This window comes from Chryseobacterium sp. MYb264, from assembly GCF_035974275.1.
Classification (GTDB): Bacteria; Bacteroidota; Bacteroidia; order Flavobacteriales; family Weeksellaceae; genus Chryseobacterium.
In genome coordinates, this window is the sequence record NZ_CP142422.1 from 3210301 (window position 1) to 3228138 (window position 17838).

Sequence of the window (17838 nt, forward strand, 5' to 3'; positions counted from 1 at the left end):
AAAAGGCTTTTCCGCATTCTGAGACTCATTCTGTGTTTAACCGAAAAAATAAAATTAATACTTTCCAAATTTAGAAGGCATTAAAAACGAATTTGTTAATTTTTCCTTTTAAGAAAAAAAAAGATATTAAAATTAAAAAGATACTAACTAGTGTCGAATAAATAACAATTATTGTAAAATCATTATCATACTTATAGATATCTGGAACACCATCACCATCTAATTCATCATTTTTGTAAATAGAATATATAAAATAAGCTCTTAAAATAAATGATAGATATAGAAATAATATTATCCCAACTCAGATCCTTAATTTTTTATTTATTATTCCCATAATATACTTTTTGGATCAAAATCAGCAACGGTTTTTACAAACCTTCTAAATTCAGTGATAAACCAATTAATAATAGGACAAATAAATTTATAAAGCCTAAAATAATAGTGGCAATCATTGTTAAGATGATATAAATAGGAAAATTGTATTTTGTTTTATAAACAAGACTATGTATAAAATATGTTTCTATGCAAAATATGAGTACCATAAATATATCTACAATTATTTCCCAAATTTTTGAAGGTAAAGGATTTAAAAAGTATGATATACCTATTATATATAATGACAATGAAACAATTAGAACTTTTTTGAAATGAGCTCCTAAAAAATAGGTCAAACTATAATAACACATAAAAATAAATAGAACCAAGAACTCCATATTATTTCAATTTACTTAGAAATTTATCTAGTCGTTGTAAACTAATGACCTTTCCTTTATCTTGCTTTATCTAATAATATCTATAAACTACTCTCATTTAAACTTCGAATCGAAATAAATAACAATTTTCACAAGCCAGGGGTATCAGTTAAAATACCGAAGATTAATATTATGAAAGACAGTAAAAAGAACCACAAGCTTGAGGCAAAATAAAAAATTAAATTAAACTTTAAGTAATTGTTTTTTATAACTTCATTTTTACTAATCAAATAATTTAGAGTATTTAAACCAATTATGTAAATAAATATACAGACAGCGGAAAATATATAAATATTTAATTTCAAAATTGAAATCAACGAAATTAATATTATCATGAAAGTAAATATATTAATAGAAACAAGTAAAAATACTTTCTTTTTCTTATTATATATAAAAAAGAGAAATGATACTATTAATATTATTATTGAGTAGATTATAAAATTTTGCATAACATGTTTTAATCTAAACTAAAGAATTTTATAATTTTTTTTCTTTGTAAACTTACTCTACATCCCTCGCCAGGGGATATTTTATGGTTTGGATTATTTTTTTTTGCTGTTAAAAATTTCTTTAAATATAAATCTCCTTGTTTATAATATGTTACGTACACAGCTTCTTTTTTACAATCACAATAACCTGAAACATATTTTTCAAATAACCCTTGTGCTTTTTTTATTACTAATGTAGCTAAATGAACTGTTCCTTCATTTGATTGTATATAATTTACAATATCTTTATAGTTTAAGTCACTCCTTTTAAACTCTGATTTGTATTGATCATATAGTTTTTTTGCAGTTTCAAGTTTAATATTTCCAATCCCTAAATCATGTTTTGCTGCATTATTCAATTTTGAAGTTCCGCCTATATATACATCAAATTCAATGGCAAAATTTGGCATAAAATTTACTAAAATATCATCTTGCAACCAATTTATAAACTTTGCCTTGTCACTTTCATTAATAATATTATACTCATCAGCAATTGATCCTGCAACAGCCACTGGTGGAACAGAATATTTATTTGAATAATATTCAACCAAAGGAGCAATTTCCTTAATTTTATTAAATGTATTTTCTGAGTAAGGAAAATTTTCTTCGGGCTTGGGACAATTACATAAACATTTTTTTAGATTTACCAACGTACTTACATTTTCCTCAGGAGATCTAAAATAAGCATAGATTTTAAATTTAGAAAAGTCATTATTTTCCAAGATTTTATGTGTAATTTCTTTATAGCCTTTACAGGAAACATCTTTCAATTCATTAATTGTTTTATCATCATATCTTATTCCCCACCGAAGATTCTGTAATTCATTTTTTGTAGGTTCTCTAGTAAACTGTGCGACTTTATATGTATACCATTTGTTTTTTTCAATTGTTTCAATTTTTTTATTATTTTCATCGAAAGGGCCGTCTATTTTTACAACTCTTAATTCTAAAGATATTTTTCTAGCTCGGTTATTCCCATTATGTACTCCGCTTTCTTTACCACTTTGGATGTGTTTTAATCCTGCTGAGTTGGTCGTTTTCTTACTCTCTTCAAGTATTTCTCCCTTTGCTTTACCAATTATATTTTTGGCAAAAATCTGTATTTTACCTTGTCTATTTTCTGCTTCCATATCTTATGAATTATAGCTTTGTTCTCCTGACAAATTGTGAATAGTTGTCTCACTACTCTGTATAAAATCCTTTCCCGCAACTACGTCAATGTTTTCAGTAGCATTTTTATAAATATCATTCGCTTCATAAGAATAATTCTCAGAGGCAATCTTAGTAATATTTGTAGCATTCAACATATAATCTAAAGTTGCATTCTGAATCATCATTCCACCCGCAAAACTTATATGGCTGACTCCTGCGGTTTCAGAGATGTTCACTCCCGCATTAGACGTGATATTCATTCCTGCGGTTATTGTAACATTCTCTCCCGCCGTAAACGTCATATTCTTCGGTGCACTCACCTCAATATTCCCCTGCCCATCCATCAAATACGTATTCCCGCTTGGGTCTTCAATAAAAACACTGCCTTCACCATCATTCAGGATAATTTTCGTTCCTGAACGCGTGTGGATCACCTTTTTATCGTTTCCGGAAGTATGATAGGAGCTCGTTTCACTTCCATTATAATGCGTCCCCACCACAAAAGGCTTTTCTGCATTTTGAGACTCAAAACCAATCATCACTTCTTCGCCAATTTCAGGAATAAAATGAAAACCTTTTCCACTTCCAGAATGAGCCTGAACTACCCTTATCCACGGCGATTTATCTCCCTTCCTCTCCTGCCACGAAAACTGTACGCGCACTCTTCCGAATCCCATCGGGTCATTATTGTCGATCACTCTTGCCATCTGTTCTTCTCCCAAAGGAACGGCTTCCGAGTCCTGATATGGTGCATTATACAAATCCGGAATGCCCACAAACTCGTTGTAGTATTCATTACCGTCGTGGTAATGCTTGATCTCGATGATCCGGTAGGTTTCCATAGGGTTGTTATTGATGTCCACCAGCTGGGCACGTCCTGCGATCTTCAGCCTCGGATCCCTGCTCCGACCTCTTACCATGACCAGATTTTCACGGTTTTCGCGCTCCCGGCGCACCGATTCCTTCAGCTCCCGCGAGGTGCTGTCCGATATTCCCGTGTGGTTGTAGAACATACCCGATGGTTTCGTATACACCTCATTCGAGGCATTGATTGCCACCGCCTGAAAATGGTTGTCTTTATACTGACGCTGGGCGGTATGGGAAAGATAACCGATCTGTTCACCCGCCTGGACATCATACGCCGAATACCCAAAATGCTGGGGTTTGATAGTCATCTCAAATTCGGCATCGATAAGGTCGATGTTTTCCTCCACCTTAATCATCGCCTCAACTTTATTTCCCAACACCAGCTGCTGCCCGTTGTAATAAAAATATTCCCCGAAGCGCGTGGCCATTCTCTGGAGAAACTCATAATCCGATTCTTTATACTGTACCGTATAGGGAAGAATATAATCTGTATTGGGAAACTCCACAAGCACCCGGGTTTCCTGTGGATGCTCCGAGGTCACTTCCTTTACGATCTGCTCCAGCGTTTTTCTTTCAAAACTCCGGCAGTTTTTACCGCTTTCCAGCAGAATGGTAGGAGAATACCCTGTAATATAAAGGCTTCCGTAACCGTTTTCCTTTCTGTTTCTTACATTGCAGATGATTCCCACAAATACCTGGCGTGTCTTTCCGTAGCGGTGGAGAAGGATGGTCACCGTTTTTCCCAGAATATTTTTAGAATTTTCCATCAGATATCCCGAAAAGCTGTCCAGCGCGTCGTCGGGGACCGTAATGGTAAAACGGTCGTGACCATTGGTCACCTGATCCAGATTCACAGAATAAGAAGATTTTTCCAGAAAAGGTTTTCCGTCCATGCTCAGCAGGCAGTAGACCACGGGATTTTTTTTATCATCCAGAAAATCCTGAAATGTCTTGAAGGAAAAATATTTCTTCATATCGTCAGGATGGTTCAGCCTTCCGAAATCCGAATTGTAATATCTTTCATCGTCATTCTCGTTTTTGCCGGTTTCCTGAGAACCGTTATTTTCGAAATTGCCGTCGTTTTCGTAATCCTCGTTGGGATTGTTGGGATTGTCTTCCATACTTTGGTGTTTTTTTAGAATTAATTTTAAATATCTGATTGTTACCCATCATCAGTTCCAGTCTTTATAGAACTGAAATACCATTCATAAATTAAACAAATCGGCTGCTCTTACCATTTGAGTAAGAGTAATTCGTCATTTAAGAAATTGTAAAATCTGGGCTGATGGGGAAGGAAAAAAGTTTCTTCAAGCAGTTCTCTGAGATCTTTTTCCTCTAGCATAATGGCAATGCTTCCGTCATCGTAATTAATGGAATCACCGACATAGCGCAAAGGATACCGCTTTTGAGACCATCCGCAGGTAAAGTTACTGCCTCGATTGGTCATGATATTGGGTCCGTCACAAAAAATAAGATGATTGGTTTTATTATAGTAAGAAAAGTGCTTTTCGGCAAAATGGTTATAAATAAACATTTGTTCCCCGCGATAAGCCTGAATATTAATTTCCTCCCCCTGATACAATCTGTTATTCGTACGGGTATTATGCCAATGGTATTCTTGATCTTCAATCATGATATGTGTTTTTTATAAGTATTGATTCGGAAAAGTCAGTTTATTTTTCGATTATTAAACCCATGACAATAAACTACTGAATATCAAAATATTTAATTCCCAATCTCTTATCTCAAATATAGGAAATACATTGCAAATAAAAATTTCAGAGCTGACTTTTTTAGGAGGCATTCACTTTTTTACTATTTATTAGGAAATAAATCACAGCATTATTTTCATTTTGATTTTTTATTTTCATCAATAAATGAATAAACCAAAATTATTTTTAAATTAACGTGAATTCAATGAAAAAAAAACTCCCAACCTCCCTCTTCCCTTCCATTAAGCATATTTTATCCATCAAATTCAAGTCATTAAAAAGATAAAATTGCTTAATCACCAACTTTTCATTTAAATTCACCTTAAAATCACCTTATCTTATTCAAAATGAATTGCAAACGCTTTGATATTTCAGTACATTTGAAAAAATAACTGAATGAGAAAGGCCGACAACCAAGATAGAGCCAAGGTCGTAGATATATTGTGTAAAGCATTTATAGATGTACTTATTCCCAATTCGATCAACTTTGTGGTCAAAAAATCGGGAAACCGCGAAAAAAGACTGAAAGCGTTGATGGAATATCAGTTTGATATCTCTATGCTTTTTGGAAAAGTCTTTCTTAGTGATGATGAAAAAGGCTGTGTTTTATACCTTGAAAATAAGGGTTCAGGACTCAAAAAAACTATTCTGGAAGCCAAACTTTTATTTCAGTGTATTGGGGTTGAAAATATCTTCAATGTCTTAACAAGAGAAAAATTATTAAGCCATTACCATCCAAAAGAGAAATTTGTACACTTATGGCTGATGGGAGTTATTCCCACCGAACAAGGAACAGGTATCGGTACGAAGCTACTGCAAGAAACACTGGAACTTTACGAAGGAGAACTTATTTATGTTGAAACAACGACTCCTGAAAACCGGGCATTCTATAAAAAAAATGGGTTTACCATTTTCCACGAGACCTTTGAACTGGACTATCCACTTTATTTTCTGAAATATGTTTAATACTGAAATTTACCTCAGCACATTTATTAATATACTGATCTTTACCGTTCTTCTGATCATTATTTCTGTACAGTTGTTTTTTGTGTGGAAAAGAAGAGACCGGAATTTTTTTCTCAAATTTCTGGGATTGGTCATTTCCGGGATTATTTACAATGTGGTGGAAGGGCTTTTACCGGATGATCGTTTCGGTGTAAATGTTATTTCACAAAATATTTGCGCCTGGATCGTAGGCTTAGCCGTTGCCTTGCATTATTTTATTTACATCAAAAACGAATACGACCTTGTTTTCTTTAAGAGATTCTCTTTAAGTTCTATTGGGATGTTTGCCTGCATCACCCTGATTTTATTGTTTATACTTCCCTACACCATGACGGGATCTCTGGAAATATCGAGAATATTTTTTCTTAGCTTTTTCTTAGCTTTATTTATTTTGGCGGCTATTGTGGTTATTAAACAGCAGGCCATCAAATACAAGACCCGTAAAACCAAAGTATTCAGGTTTCATGATATTGCCGGAATTTTCGCATTTTTCGGGTTAATTTCTCTGCCGGTCACGATTTTAATTTTTGGTGATGATCAGTTTATTGAACAGACTTCTTTCAGCGTTGGTTTTTTTGTCGTTGCTGTGGATTTTTTCCTTTATGGTTTGCGAAAAAAAGAAATGAAAAAACACATTCCTTTCGAAAAGCTTTCTGTTCGCGAAACCGAAATTTTAAAATTACTTTTGGAAAACCCTAACCTGAAATATGCAGAAATCAGCAGTATGCTCCATATTTCGGAAAAGACATTATCCGCTCATTTATCGAATATTTACAAAAAAGCGGAGATCAAAAGCAAGAAAGAAATCAAAGAATTGAGTAAGGTTTACCGGGACTCAATAATTGCATAAAACGCTATTATTCAATTAAATAAAAACCCTTAGAGGCTACCCTTAGAGATTTAAGGTATAGCTTAAGGGTTATAAATTTTAACATTCAGATTTTCCGTGATATGTTTGCGTCAGAATAAAGCACAACACAAAAAATTGGAAATGTTGTAAAGATTTTCTTCGCCTTATCTGGTAATTTTAAACTAAATGAATTGCATCTGCTAATTGTAAGATTCATTGAAAAAAACACAACTATAAATATGGTCTGCCTATTTAGATTTAAAATTTCATCCAAAAAAACTAATAATCATGAAAATTTGTATAAAGAAAATTGCTCATTCTAATCCCGGTTAGAAAAAGCATTTAGAAGAAAGTCAATACAAATAATAAACCCTCTGAATTCAGAGGGTTTATTTTTTATGTAAAGTGATTTAACTAATCACATCAAATCTTGCATATTCAGCAATCTTTTTAGGAAGCCTAATGCCTTCTTCCGTTTGATTGTTCTCCAGCAAAGCCGCCATAATTCTCGGCAAAGCCATTGCAGAACCGTTCAATGTGTGAACCAACTGAGATTTTCCGTCGGCTTTGTAACGGCACTTCAATCTATTAGACTGGAAAGTCTCAAAGTTAGAAACTGAACTTACTTCCAGCCACATTTCCTGAGCAGCACTCCAAACCTCAAAATCATAAGTCATTGCAGACGCAAAACCGGTATCTCCGCCACAAAGTCTCAACACTCTGTAAGGAAGCTCAAGATCAGTCAGAATTTCCTTGATATGCTCAACCATTTCTTCCAAAACGGTGTAAGAATTTTCTGGCTTCTCAATTCTTACAATTTCAACCTTTTCAAACTGGTGAAGACGGTTCAAACCTCTTACATGCGCTCCGTAGCTTCCAGCTTCTCTTCTGTAACACTGAGAAAATGCCGTATTTTTAATCGGAAGATCTTTTTCTTCCAACAAAACATCACGGTATAGATTCGTTACCGGAACTTCAGCCGTTGGGATCAGATATAATTTATCTTCAGTTACATAATACATTTGCCCTTCTTTATCCGGCAACTGACCAGTACCGTATCCTGAAGCTTCGTTAATTACGTGAGGCGGATTTACTTCCGTATAACCTTTCTCTATATTTTTATCCAGAAAATACTGAACCAAAGCTCTTTGCAATCTCGCTCCCTTTCCAAGATAAACAGGGAAACCTGCTCCGGCAATTTTTACCCCCAATTCAAAATCGATCAGGTTGTATTTTTTAGCTAATTCCCAGTGAGGAATGGCGCCTTCTACTAGCCCTTCTACTTCGTGAGACTGGAAAATAATTTCGTTATCATCTGCAGAAGCACCGCTTTTCACCAATTCATTTGGGATATTCGGGATTTGGTATAAGATCTCAAGCAAAGCTTTTTCTTTAACATCCAGCTGAACTTTCAATTCGGACGTCGACTCTTTGTATTGTGCTGTTTTAGATTTCGATGCTTCAGCTTCTTCTTTTTTCCCTTCTTTCATCAACAAACCGATCTCTTTGGAGATTCTGTTGATTTCGGAAAGCTGGGAGTCTAATTCAAACTGAATTTTTTTTCTTTCTTCGTCAGTAGCAATAGCCTCGTCTACCAACTCAAGATTCTTGAATTGTCTTTTTTGAAGACCTTCTAAAACGCGTTCCTTATTGTCGCGCAAAAAATTGACTTGTAACATTTTATTTAGATGTTAGTTATTAGAAAGTTAGCATCAGAATGCCAACAGTTATGCAAATGTATAAAATTATTTTACGATAGTCACGACATTCGGAACATTTGGCTCCTTCGTGAACTTTAGTTCATCGTTATAAAAAACTTTCGAGACCTCAAATAAGGAGGGTGTCCAGTGGTATTGAATTTTAAGCCTGTCGACAATCGAAACGTTGGTTGAATCTGTAAGTGGCCTCGTTAAGGTAACGTCAATCTCCGACTGATAGGTTCTGTCTTCAGGACTGATGGAATCCAGGGTTACCCGCTTTGCGCCGGCAAGATATTCAATATAGTAAATAGAGTCCGTAGTCATTTTTAATGAAAAAGTAACCGGAGCAACATCTGCGGTACCATTTACATCATTCATAGAAATGGTGGTAAAAGAACCCGACTTTTTACTGTTCAGTAAATCCTGTCCTGCGTTGTTTTTCATGTAAAGATTGAATAACTGATCTATTTTCTGCAAAGAGTCATCGTCACTTCTACAGCTTAGAAGTGCGAAAAATATGACCAATATTCCGAAGACTACATTTTTCATTATTCGACAAAGATAAAAACTTATTTTAATTCTTTAAGGTATTTATGAAAGAAGTACGCAAGAATAAACCCTGAAATCAGCAAGGTAAGACCAACACTAATGGTCATTCCCAGAATTTCATATTGCGGAACTAAAATAAAGGCTAAAACAACTAGTAAAATCAGAGAAAACAATGATGTTTTTGTATTCAAAGACATTTTTCCCGCCGCAGAAAGCAAATTTCCATATAAATTTCTGTACAGAATATTCATCAGAAATGTAAACATGAAAAGAATGAATAAAATGTAATTCTCCGAATATTTTTCGTTAAATAAAATTTTCAAAATGAATTTACTTAAAGTCGAGCAGATGATAAAAATCCCGATGCACAAAGGAACAAAAAGCTTATAATACCCTGATATGTAGTTTTTAAGATATATTTTGTCATTATGATTTTTAGCCAAAACAGGAAAATCACTTTGCATGAAAGCCAACGCTAAAAACGTCACATTGGAAGGAATCAAAATGGCAACGCGGTAACCGGCTACTGCATTTTCATTCAATAAAAATCCTAACAGCAAAATATCCGCAGAAAACAACGCATCCGACAAAATAGTGGTGCCTGATGTATGAATGGCATATTGCCAGATTTCCTTAGAATTAAAAACTGAAGGCAGATCTGTTTTTGAAAAATCTGAAATTTTTAGCCAGAATAAAGATAAAAACGGTGCTAAAGCAATGGCTATCAAATATCCTTTTAGCTGAAAATAGTAACTCAAAACAAGTAAAATAGCCAATCCTACAACATTCACCACATTATTAAGCCTCGCAAATTCTCTGTTTTTTTGATTGATTCTTAATTCAGACTGAATAAAATAGAAAAAATAAAATCCAACAAAACGAATAGAAAAAAATAAAAATATCCAGAAAATATCCTCATATTTTTCAATATAAAAAATACTGCATGCAAGGAAAATTAAAGTAAGAATCATCTGATAAATAAAGCCTTTAACCAAAAGATAGCCCGATAAATTTTTCTTGACAATATCACTTTCTGCCAACGATCCGAAACGTAATAAACTCTGATAACTTCCCAACCCTGTGCATGAAGCAAAAGCTGAAAACAAAGCCGCAACAATGCTCATCACACCGAAATCTTTTTCCGGTAACAATTTAATAATGAATAAAGAAGACAGAAAAGCACAAATCTTCCCAATCAACAGAGAAACAAGAACATACTGTCCCTGATTACTGAAAAAGTTCTTTAGAAATTGCCATCCGCCTTTCATTCATTAAAAATACAGCTTAAAAATGGATAAAATATTGATCGCCTGACATTTGTGATAAAATGTTTTTTGAGAAAACAGATCAGAAACCTCCAAAAGCAATTCGGGATAAAATTCTAATCTTCCGATATTTTCATTAAAATAATTCTGATAATACTGTTGAATTCCCGGTGTGGAATCAAAATAATACTGATAAGGATACATGCTCGCTTTTTCAGGAGAACGCAAAATTTTATTAAAGAATGCCAGATATCCGTTCTTCACATATTTTTCTCCAAACTTTACTTTCCAGAATGCATCTGGTTTCATTAAAGTTCTTTCCCAAGTATATTTTTCGGCTTCCTTACAATGTTTTGAAAGCCATTCCAGATAAAATTTGTGACCGAATTTCCATTCTTCAGGAAGGCTTACTGACAGTTTGATAAAATCTTTGGTCATAAAAGGAGAAATAAGATAGCCTCTCGGCTGCAAAACCTGAACGCCCAAAACCGTTCGGTTATAGGCCAAATTCTGAAGTAAAAATATTTCTTCTCTTTCGTAATTTGACATTATATTTTTCAGATCAGACTGAATCTTTGGAAGGAAATTCTGATTGACGACAATTTTATATTCTGATGGTCCTTTTCTTACAGGTTCAGAATTAAATCCCCCTAAAATACCATCCCCAATCTGGCCGCCATGAAAAATATTAAAATCCTGAAAAGAGAGCTGATCTAACGCGTACTGAACGTGAATTCCACCAGAATACAGACTTGTTCCTTCAGAAATGGCCGTAAGCTCATCTATTTGCTTGAGAAAAGTTCCGCTATCCAAAGGAATAAACTCGTAATTCAATTGATAATCCGCTGCAATTTTTCGGGAAATGGTTTCGTCAAAATATCCGGAATGTGAAAAACATAAAGCACAACCTATGTCAAATTTATTCTTAATCGCATAAAACATCGCCATTCTGCTATCCAGTCCCCCGCTTAAAAATGCTAAAGAAGAAGTACCGAGTTCCAAATCTTTATCATATTCCCATCTTACCGATTCTGTAAAGATTTCATGAATATCATCAACAGCATTTTCCTTTTTATTAGTATAATATTCAATCCCTGAAACATTAAAATATTCTTTTTCCGTTAAAGAATAATTTTCACAATTAATTTCTACAAAATGAGCATCTTTAACTTTATAAACCCCTTCAATAGGCGTTCTGTTTTCCAAAAGGTTTCCAATCGCCAACAGCTGATAGACCGAGGTCATATCCGGATTGATGGAAATATCTTTACCTTTAATCGTTTTGCTTAATCGAACCAAATCTGAATCCGCAAAAACCTGATTGTCTATTTTAGCATAGAAAACACGCTGTGTGGACGTGGGATTGGTAAAAATCAAAACTTTTCGGGTATTTTTATCCCAAATACAACCTCTGAATTCTCCTTCTAAGTCCTGAAGAAGCTTCCAACCTTTTTCAGCATATCGTTTCAATACATCATCCTGAAAACTGAGCGATGAATTTTTAAGTAAATCTTTTTTATTCAGAATAATTCCTTCCAGTATAATGGTAACTTCAGGAGTTTCCATAAATACGGAATCGTAAGTTCCCTGCTCAAAATAATGAGTAATTTGAACCTGATCTTCATGAATAAAAACAGAAAAACCTAATGCCATTTATATAACTTTCTGATAAATTTCGGTGAACTGACGGGCAATTGCTTCTCTTGAATAATTTTCCGTAATAAATTCTCTGATCTTCGTATTTTCATTAAAAGAACATTCTTTTTTGTAAATCTTTTCTAATGTTGCATACAATTGATCAATATTATTCTTTTCAACCCCAATACCTAAACCATCCAAAATAAACTCGGCAGCGCCACCTACTCTTGTTGATATAACTGGTTTTCCGCACGCATAGGATTCTAAAATTACGCAACCTTGGGTTTCATTTTCACTGAATAAAATAAAATAGTCGGAATTCTGCATTTTTTCAGCGACTTCCTTATAACTTATTTCATCGAAAATTTTAATATAAGATTCAGCATTTATTGATTTTACTAAATTTCTTAAAGAATCCGTATCGCCATCGCCGCCAATTTCTAAACTGACGGAATAGCCGTTTTGATGTAAAGAATGTATTGTTTTAATAATATCCTGGGGTCTCTTTCGCGGAATAAGACTTGAAACGTGCAAAAATTTTACCGTTTCTGAGGAATCCATAGAAGGTTTAATATCAAAAAGTTCCGTATCCACGACATTTGAAATGACCTTCATCGGAGTTTTTATCCCTAAAATCTCAAGGCTTTCTTTTAAATTATTGCTTACCGGGAGAATATAGCCTGCATTTTTTGCAATATATTTTGCAATTCTCTTAATATTACCTGATGTTTTCGATAAATTATCCTGCTGTAAAGCGGTCCAGTGCTCCGTTAAAACAAACGGAATTCCCAATTTCTTTTTTAGATACACCGCAAAAAGCATATTGTTATGAAGCACATTAGCGTGCACCACATCAGGCTTCTGCATTTTTGAAAAGCCTATTTTATACGCTTTCATCCTCCGTAAAAAATTCTGAACCGGATTTTTTGAATTTTTGTAATAAATGATTTGTGTTCGAATTCCATTCACCAATTTATCATCAAAAACAAATACTTCTTTCTGATTAAAATCTCCTATTACATGCAGAATTTCAACGTCATGCAACAGCGAAACCGCTTCCGCATGACGTTGTACGAAATTACCGTTTGTGGGTTCCAGTTTATTCGGAAACCATGAGGAGATAAAAAGTATTTTCAAAAGATTATTTTATGGATACAGCCCAGCTTTTTTCGAATGGTAAAAGAAAATGACCTAAGAAATCCAGATAAGTATTTTTAGAGAAATCAAAAACCTGAATATCTTTAGATAATTCTCCACTTCTGATCTTATTTTTAAAATCGATAAGTTTCAATGTTTTCACGTCTCCATTTTCTACAAAGCTTGCTTTCATTCGGTCAAATAGGCCCAGTTGATATTGCTCATCAATTTCTCTCATGATTTTCCCTAAAGCATCAATGCTGCAACCAGATGCCGTCTCTTTTTCCTCATCCACACATATAACGATAAATTGATTTTTCTCAATCTTAAAAGACGAGGAAAGCGGCTTTCCGTGAGCTGCCCAAGTGGCTAGGAAATCGAATAATTTTTCGGTGATCGCTTTTGCTTCTTTTGTTTCAAAAGGTCTGGACGCAGGATATATAATGACTCTATAGTCGTTTGTTTCTACAATACTGGATTCTTCAATTTTCATCTTAGAAAAATTTTATATAAAATTACGATTTTTTATTCAAACAAAAGTTTTACAATTTGTGAAGATTACTTGCTATAACTCCTGAAATTCAAAGACAGCATTATAAGAACTTTCGTTTTGACTTAATATTTTTGTCTTATTATAGCCCTTTGCAGTCAATAATGAAATTAATTCCTCTTCACTATGATGCGAGCTTTTTAAAGCAATATTGTTTATTTCTATTACTATTTTAGGCTGATAATGCTCAAGAACGTTACTCATTCCTTTTAAAGCTGCAAATTCTCCTCCTTCGATATCAATTTTAATTAAATCGATCTTAGAAATCTGTTTCTCTCTTACGTACTCATCTAAACTGATGCTTTCCACACGCTCTTTTGCAGTGTATTCCTCCAAAAAAGAAGAAGCCATTCCCACATTGTTGTAGGCATCGTTATACAGAATCTCAATAAAGCTTTTTCGATCTGCAATGGCAAGATGCTCCAAGGTAATATTTTGCAAATGATTGATGGAAACATGATGGTTAAACTGATGATAATTCGGTGTAAAAGCTTCAAAAGCAACTATATTTCCTTCGTTTCCAATAATTTTAGACGCATTTAAAGAGAAAAGTCCAATATTTCCACCAATATCAATAAAAGTATCTCCTTTTTTCAGGTGGGAATAAAGATAATCGATCTCATTTTTCTCGTAATCACCAAGAAAATAAATCTGCTGCTGAATCCAGTCTTCAAGATTTAAATGAAGCTTTATAGAATCGCTGTAGAGCACCTCTTTTTTAACCCCTCTAAAGAGTTGATATGGATTAAAAATATATTTATGAAAGGCAAAATACTTCTGTTTAAAAAAACTGAAACTTAAAACAAATCTAAAAAACGAAGCCAGAATACTTCTCATACCGGATTTTATATGAGGTGCAAGTTAGTTTAAATTTAGCCTTAAAACAATAAAACCCAGGATTACTCCTGGGTTTTACGTCTATTTTTTTACATTGCTTTTCCTACAAATCTTCTGCCTCGGCAAGAAGTTCTACGATATCTTTTACGGCAACTTCTTCATTTTTATTGAAGTGTTTCACCCCATCTGTCATCATCGTGTTACAGAACGGACAACCTGTAGCAATTACTTTAGGTTCAAAAGACAAAGCCTCTTCTGTTCTTTCGATATTGATGTCTTTATTTCCTTTTTCAGGCTCTTTAAACATCTGGGCTCCACCAGCCCCACAACAAAGTCCGTTGGTTTTACAACGTTTCATTTCAACCAGTTCAGCATCCAGTTTTTCCAATAGAAGTCTTGGCGCCTCATACTCGTCGTTTGCTCTTCCTAAATAACAAGGATCATGGAAAGTGATTTTCTTTCCTTTGAAAGCACCGCCTTCAATTTTCAGCCTTCCTTCTTCCATTAATTTCTTCAGAAACTGCGTATGGTGAAGAACCTCATAATGTCCTCCCAAGCTTGGATATTCATTTTTAAGGGTATTAAAACAGTGTGGACAAGCCGTCACGATTCTTTTTACCTCATACATATTCAGAACTTCAATATTGGTAAGCGCCATCATCTGGAAAACGAATTCGTTTCCGGCTCTTTTGGCGGGATCTCCCGTACAGCTTTCTTCCTGTCCCAAAACAGCAAAGTCAACCCCAATATTGTTCATTATTTTGCAAAATGCTTTCGTAATTTTTTTGGCACGGTCGTCGAAACTTCCCGCACAACCCACCCAAAATAAAACTTCGGGCGATTTTCCTTCGGCAGCGAATTCTGCCATTGTTTTTATATTGAAATCCATTTTTTAAACCAATTTAGCAATATACCAATGTAGCAATTTACCAATGATTGTTACATCGTTACATTTTTTGCATTGTTACATTAATTAATCATTTGCCCAGTTCAAACGGTCTGCCTGATTATACTGCCAGGGAGCAGCATTGTTTTCAACATTCGTCATCATCAGATTCAATTCCTGTGGCGCAGCAGACTGCTCCATTACCAGGAATCTTCTCATTTCAAAAATAATAGAAAGAGGATCTAATAACACAGGACAAGCTTCTGTACAGGCATTACAAGTCGTACACGCCCAAAGTTCTTCTTTTGTGATATAATCGTTCAGTAATTTTTTGCCGTCGTCTTCGAACTTACCGTTTTTATCGATATTTCTACCGACTTCTTCCAAACGGTCTCTGGTTTTCATTAAAATTAATCTCGGAGATAATTTCTTTCCGGTAATATTCGCCGGACAAACTGAAGTACAACGCCCGCATTCTGTACAGGAATACGCATTTAACAGCTGAACTTGGTTTAAGTCAAACACATCTTCAGCCCCAAATTTTGAAGGAACTTCTGCAGCATCACCTTCTGCCGGAGCAGCGTAAGGATCTGCATTGGGATCCATCATCAGCTTAATTTCCTTTGTAACTGATTCTAAATTGTTGAATTTTCCTTTCTTCTCCAAATTTGCATACCATGTACTTGGAAAAGCCAAAATGATATGTAAATGTTTTGAATAATAAAGGTAGTTCATGAAGAAAAGAATGCCCACAAAGTGAAACCACCAAGCTCCCTTTTCAACAAACATTAAAAATCCGTTATCAAAACTGAAAATTTCTAAAAATGGAACAAGTGTCATTTCACTGATAGGGAAACTTCCATGCTCAGGAAGGACACCTCTCAATTGCAGAATATGATCAGCTGCATTCATTTTAAAGAAAGCCATCATTAAGGCAAACTCAATGATCAGAATCCAGTTGGCATCATTTTTTGGCCATCCGAAAAGTTCTTTCATGGTTAATCTTTTCACCCCGTAGAAATTTCTACGAATAAAGAAAACAACCACCCCAATCACCACTAAAAGTGCTAACACTTCTAATGTTGCCGTGAAGAAATTATAAAATGTATGTCCGAAAATGGTGGATAAAAAACGATGTGTTCCAAAGATACCATCAACGATGATTTCTACCAGTTCGATATTGATGATCACAAAACCAACGTATACGAAAAGGTGTAAAACTCCGGCTACAGGACGAACCGTCATTTTGCTTTGTCCCATTGCAACCCGTGCCATGGTTTCCCAACGCTCTCCTTTCCTATCGTTTCGGTTGATTTCCCGGCCTAATCTGATGTTTCTATAGATCTTCTGCAGACTTTTTGCAAAAAGCCCAAAACCTGCAACCAATAAAATCAGAAAAATAATATTATCGATATATTGCATGGCATATCAGTTTAGTCTTTGTTATTCTTTCCGAAAACCGAGAAGTTAATGTATCTCTTCGGATTGGCTTTCATATCTTCAATTAATGAATTTAAATTGGTAGATGCAGAATTTAAGTTATTATACAACTGCTCATCCTTCATTAATTTACCTAAACTTCCCTGTCCTTTGTCAATACCGCCAATTACCTGGTTCAATTGACCAACAGTAGCATCTAAATTGGCAATCGTTGCGTTCAGTTTTTTAGTATCAATGCTTTCTGCTAAGTTTCCGTATTTATCTAAAGTGGTTTTACCGCTTTGCATGGTAAGACTCGCATCATCCAAAACTCTCTGAAGTTTCGGATCGTTGTGCCCCACTAATGAATTTACGCTTCCGGCGGTAGTCTGTAAAGCCCCCACTGTTTTATTCAGGTTTGACAATAACAATCTGATTTCTTCTCTGTTCTGAGCATTTACCACCTGGTTTGCGCTGGACATCAAAGAATCTACTCTGTACAAAACATTCTGCAACTGATCTTTCACCGGACCAACCTGAGAAGAAAGGCTTCCCAACGTCCCCAATTTGAAAGCTCCCTTCAATGTATCACCATCTTTTGCTGAAGCTCCCCCGTAAGATAAGTTGACTCTCATTTCCTTGCCACCCATTAAACTCGGTTCAAAGATCTCAACCGTTGAATTTTTTGAAAATTCAAAACTGTTATCAACAGTAATCTTTACGATGAAATCGATATGACCGGTTTTAGAAGTACGAGGGATAATTTTGTCAACCTGCCCTACTTTCAACCCATTAATAGAAACCGGAGACGACTGCGCCAGCCCCTCCACGTTATCATATTTTGCGTAAAATATATTATCGGTAGTAAAAAGGCTCCTGCCTTTCATAAATTGAAAAAGCACGACAAAGCCAATGATGGCAAGAAGTGCTATTACACCAGCTTTTATTTCTTTACTGAACTTCACTTGCTAATTTTTTTCTAATGAGCAAATATAGTACATTTTAAATTAATGTTTTTCTTTATTGCTCTG

The 17838-nt window shown here is 34.7% G+C and carries 15 protein-coding genes; 2 read left to right on the forward strand and 13 right to left on the reverse strand.

Annotated elements, in window-relative coordinates:
* Positions 1 to 1209: 1209 nt before the first annotated feature.
* From VUJ46_RS13815 to VUJ46_RS13825, 3 genes are all read right to left on the reverse strand, one after another.
* Complete coding sequence (locus tag VUJ46_RS13815) at positions 1210 to 2370, reverse strand: hypothetical protein (RefSeq protein WP_326981332.1); 1161 nt, start codon at positions 2368 to 2370, stop codon at positions 1210 to 1212.
* 3 nt (positions 2371 to 2373) lie between these two features.
* Positions 2374 to 4380, reverse strand: coding sequence for a type VI secretion system Vgr family protein (locus VUJ46_RS13820; protein WP_326981333.1), 2007 nt, complete (start codon positions 4378 to 4380; stop codon positions 2374 to 2376).
* A 110-nt stretch (positions 4381 to 4490) separates the two neighbouring features.
* Entirely contained in the window at positions 4491 to 4892 is a 402-nt protein-coding gene (locus VUJ46_RS13825) for a hypothetical protein (protein ID WP_326981334.1), read from the reverse strand.
* Between the two features lie 475 nt (positions 4893 to 5367).
* Here VUJ46_RS13825 and VUJ46_RS13830 point away from each other — a divergent pair, with 475 nt between their 5' ends.
* Entirely contained in the window at positions 5368 to 5937 is a 570-nt protein-coding gene (locus tag VUJ46_RS13830; RefSeq protein ID WP_326981335.1) for a GNAT family N-acetyltransferase, read from the forward strand.
* Complete coding sequence (locus VUJ46_RS13835) at positions 5930 to 6826, forward strand: helix-turn-helix domain-containing protein (RefSeq protein ID WP_326981336.1); 897 nt, start codon at positions 5930 to 5932, stop codon at positions 6824 to 6826. Before VUJ46_RS13830 ends, VUJ46_RS13835 begins: the two co-directional genes overlap by 8 nt.
* Positions 6827 to 7236: 410 nt before the next feature.
* On the opposite strand, the gene serS is transcribed toward VUJ46_RS13835, so the two are convergent.
* The 10 genes from serS to VUJ46_RS13885 form a co-directional block, all read right to left on the reverse strand.
* Entirely contained in the window at positions 7237 to 8505 is a 1269-nt protein-coding gene (gene serS / locus VUJ46_RS13840; RefSeq protein WP_326981337.1) for a serine--tRNA ligase, read from the reverse strand.
* Between the two features lie 66 nt (positions 8506 to 8571).
* Entirely contained in the window at positions 8572 to 9075 is a 504-nt protein-coding gene (locus VUJ46_RS13845) for a hypothetical protein (RefSeq protein ID WP_326981338.1), read from the reverse strand.
* A gap of 20 nt (positions 9076 to 9095) precedes the next feature.
* Positions 9096 to 10343, reverse strand: coding sequence for an oligosaccharide flippase family protein (locus VUJ46_RS13850; protein ID WP_326981339.1), 1248 nt, complete (start codon positions 10341 to 10343; stop codon positions 9096 to 9098).
* Positions 10344 to 10346: 3 nt separating this feature from the next.
* Positions 10347 to 11993 carry a hypothetical protein gene (locus VUJ46_RS13855; RefSeq protein WP_326981340.1) on the reverse strand — a complete coding sequence of 549 codons (1647 nt, stop codon included), beginning with the start codon at positions 11991 to 11993 and terminating at the stop codon, positions 10347 to 10349.
* Complete coding sequence (locus VUJ46_RS13860) at positions 11994 to 13115, reverse strand: glycosyltransferase family 4 protein (RefSeq protein ID WP_326981341.1); 1122 nt, start codon at positions 13113 to 13115, stop codon at positions 11994 to 11996. It lies immediately after the preceding gene.
* Between the two features lie 4 nt (positions 13116 to 13119).
* Positions 13120 to 13608, reverse strand: coding sequence for a hypothetical protein (locus tag VUJ46_RS13865; RefSeq protein ID WP_326981342.1), 489 nt, complete (start codon positions 13606 to 13608; stop codon positions 13120 to 13122).
* 72 nt (positions 13609 to 13680) lie between these two features.
* The gene (locus VUJ46_RS13870; protein WP_326981343.1) at positions 13681 to 14502 is read right to left on the reverse strand and encodes an FkbM family methyltransferase; all 822 of its coding nucleotides are present in this window, start codon (positions 14500 to 14502) and stop codon (positions 13681 to 13683) included.
* 103 nt (positions 14503 to 14605) lie between these two features.
* The gene (locus VUJ46_RS13875; protein ID WP_326981344.1) at positions 14606 to 15391 is read right to left on the reverse strand and encodes a (Fe-S)-binding protein; all 786 of its coding nucleotides are present in this window, start codon (positions 15389 to 15391) and stop codon (positions 14606 to 14608) included.
* Between the two features lie 84 nt (positions 15392 to 15475).
* Positions 15476 to 16810, reverse strand: a complete 1335-nt coding sequence (locus VUJ46_RS13880; RefSeq protein ID WP_326981345.1) for a (Fe-S)-binding protein — start codon at positions 16808 to 16810, stop codon at positions 15476 to 15478.
* Positions 16811 to 16821: 11 nt separating this feature from the next.
* Complete coding sequence (locus VUJ46_RS13885) at positions 16822 to 17772, reverse strand: MlaD family protein (RefSeq protein WP_326981346.1); 951 nt, start codon at positions 17770 to 17772, stop codon at positions 16822 to 16824.
* Between the last annotated feature and the right edge of the window lie 66 nt (positions 17773 to 17838).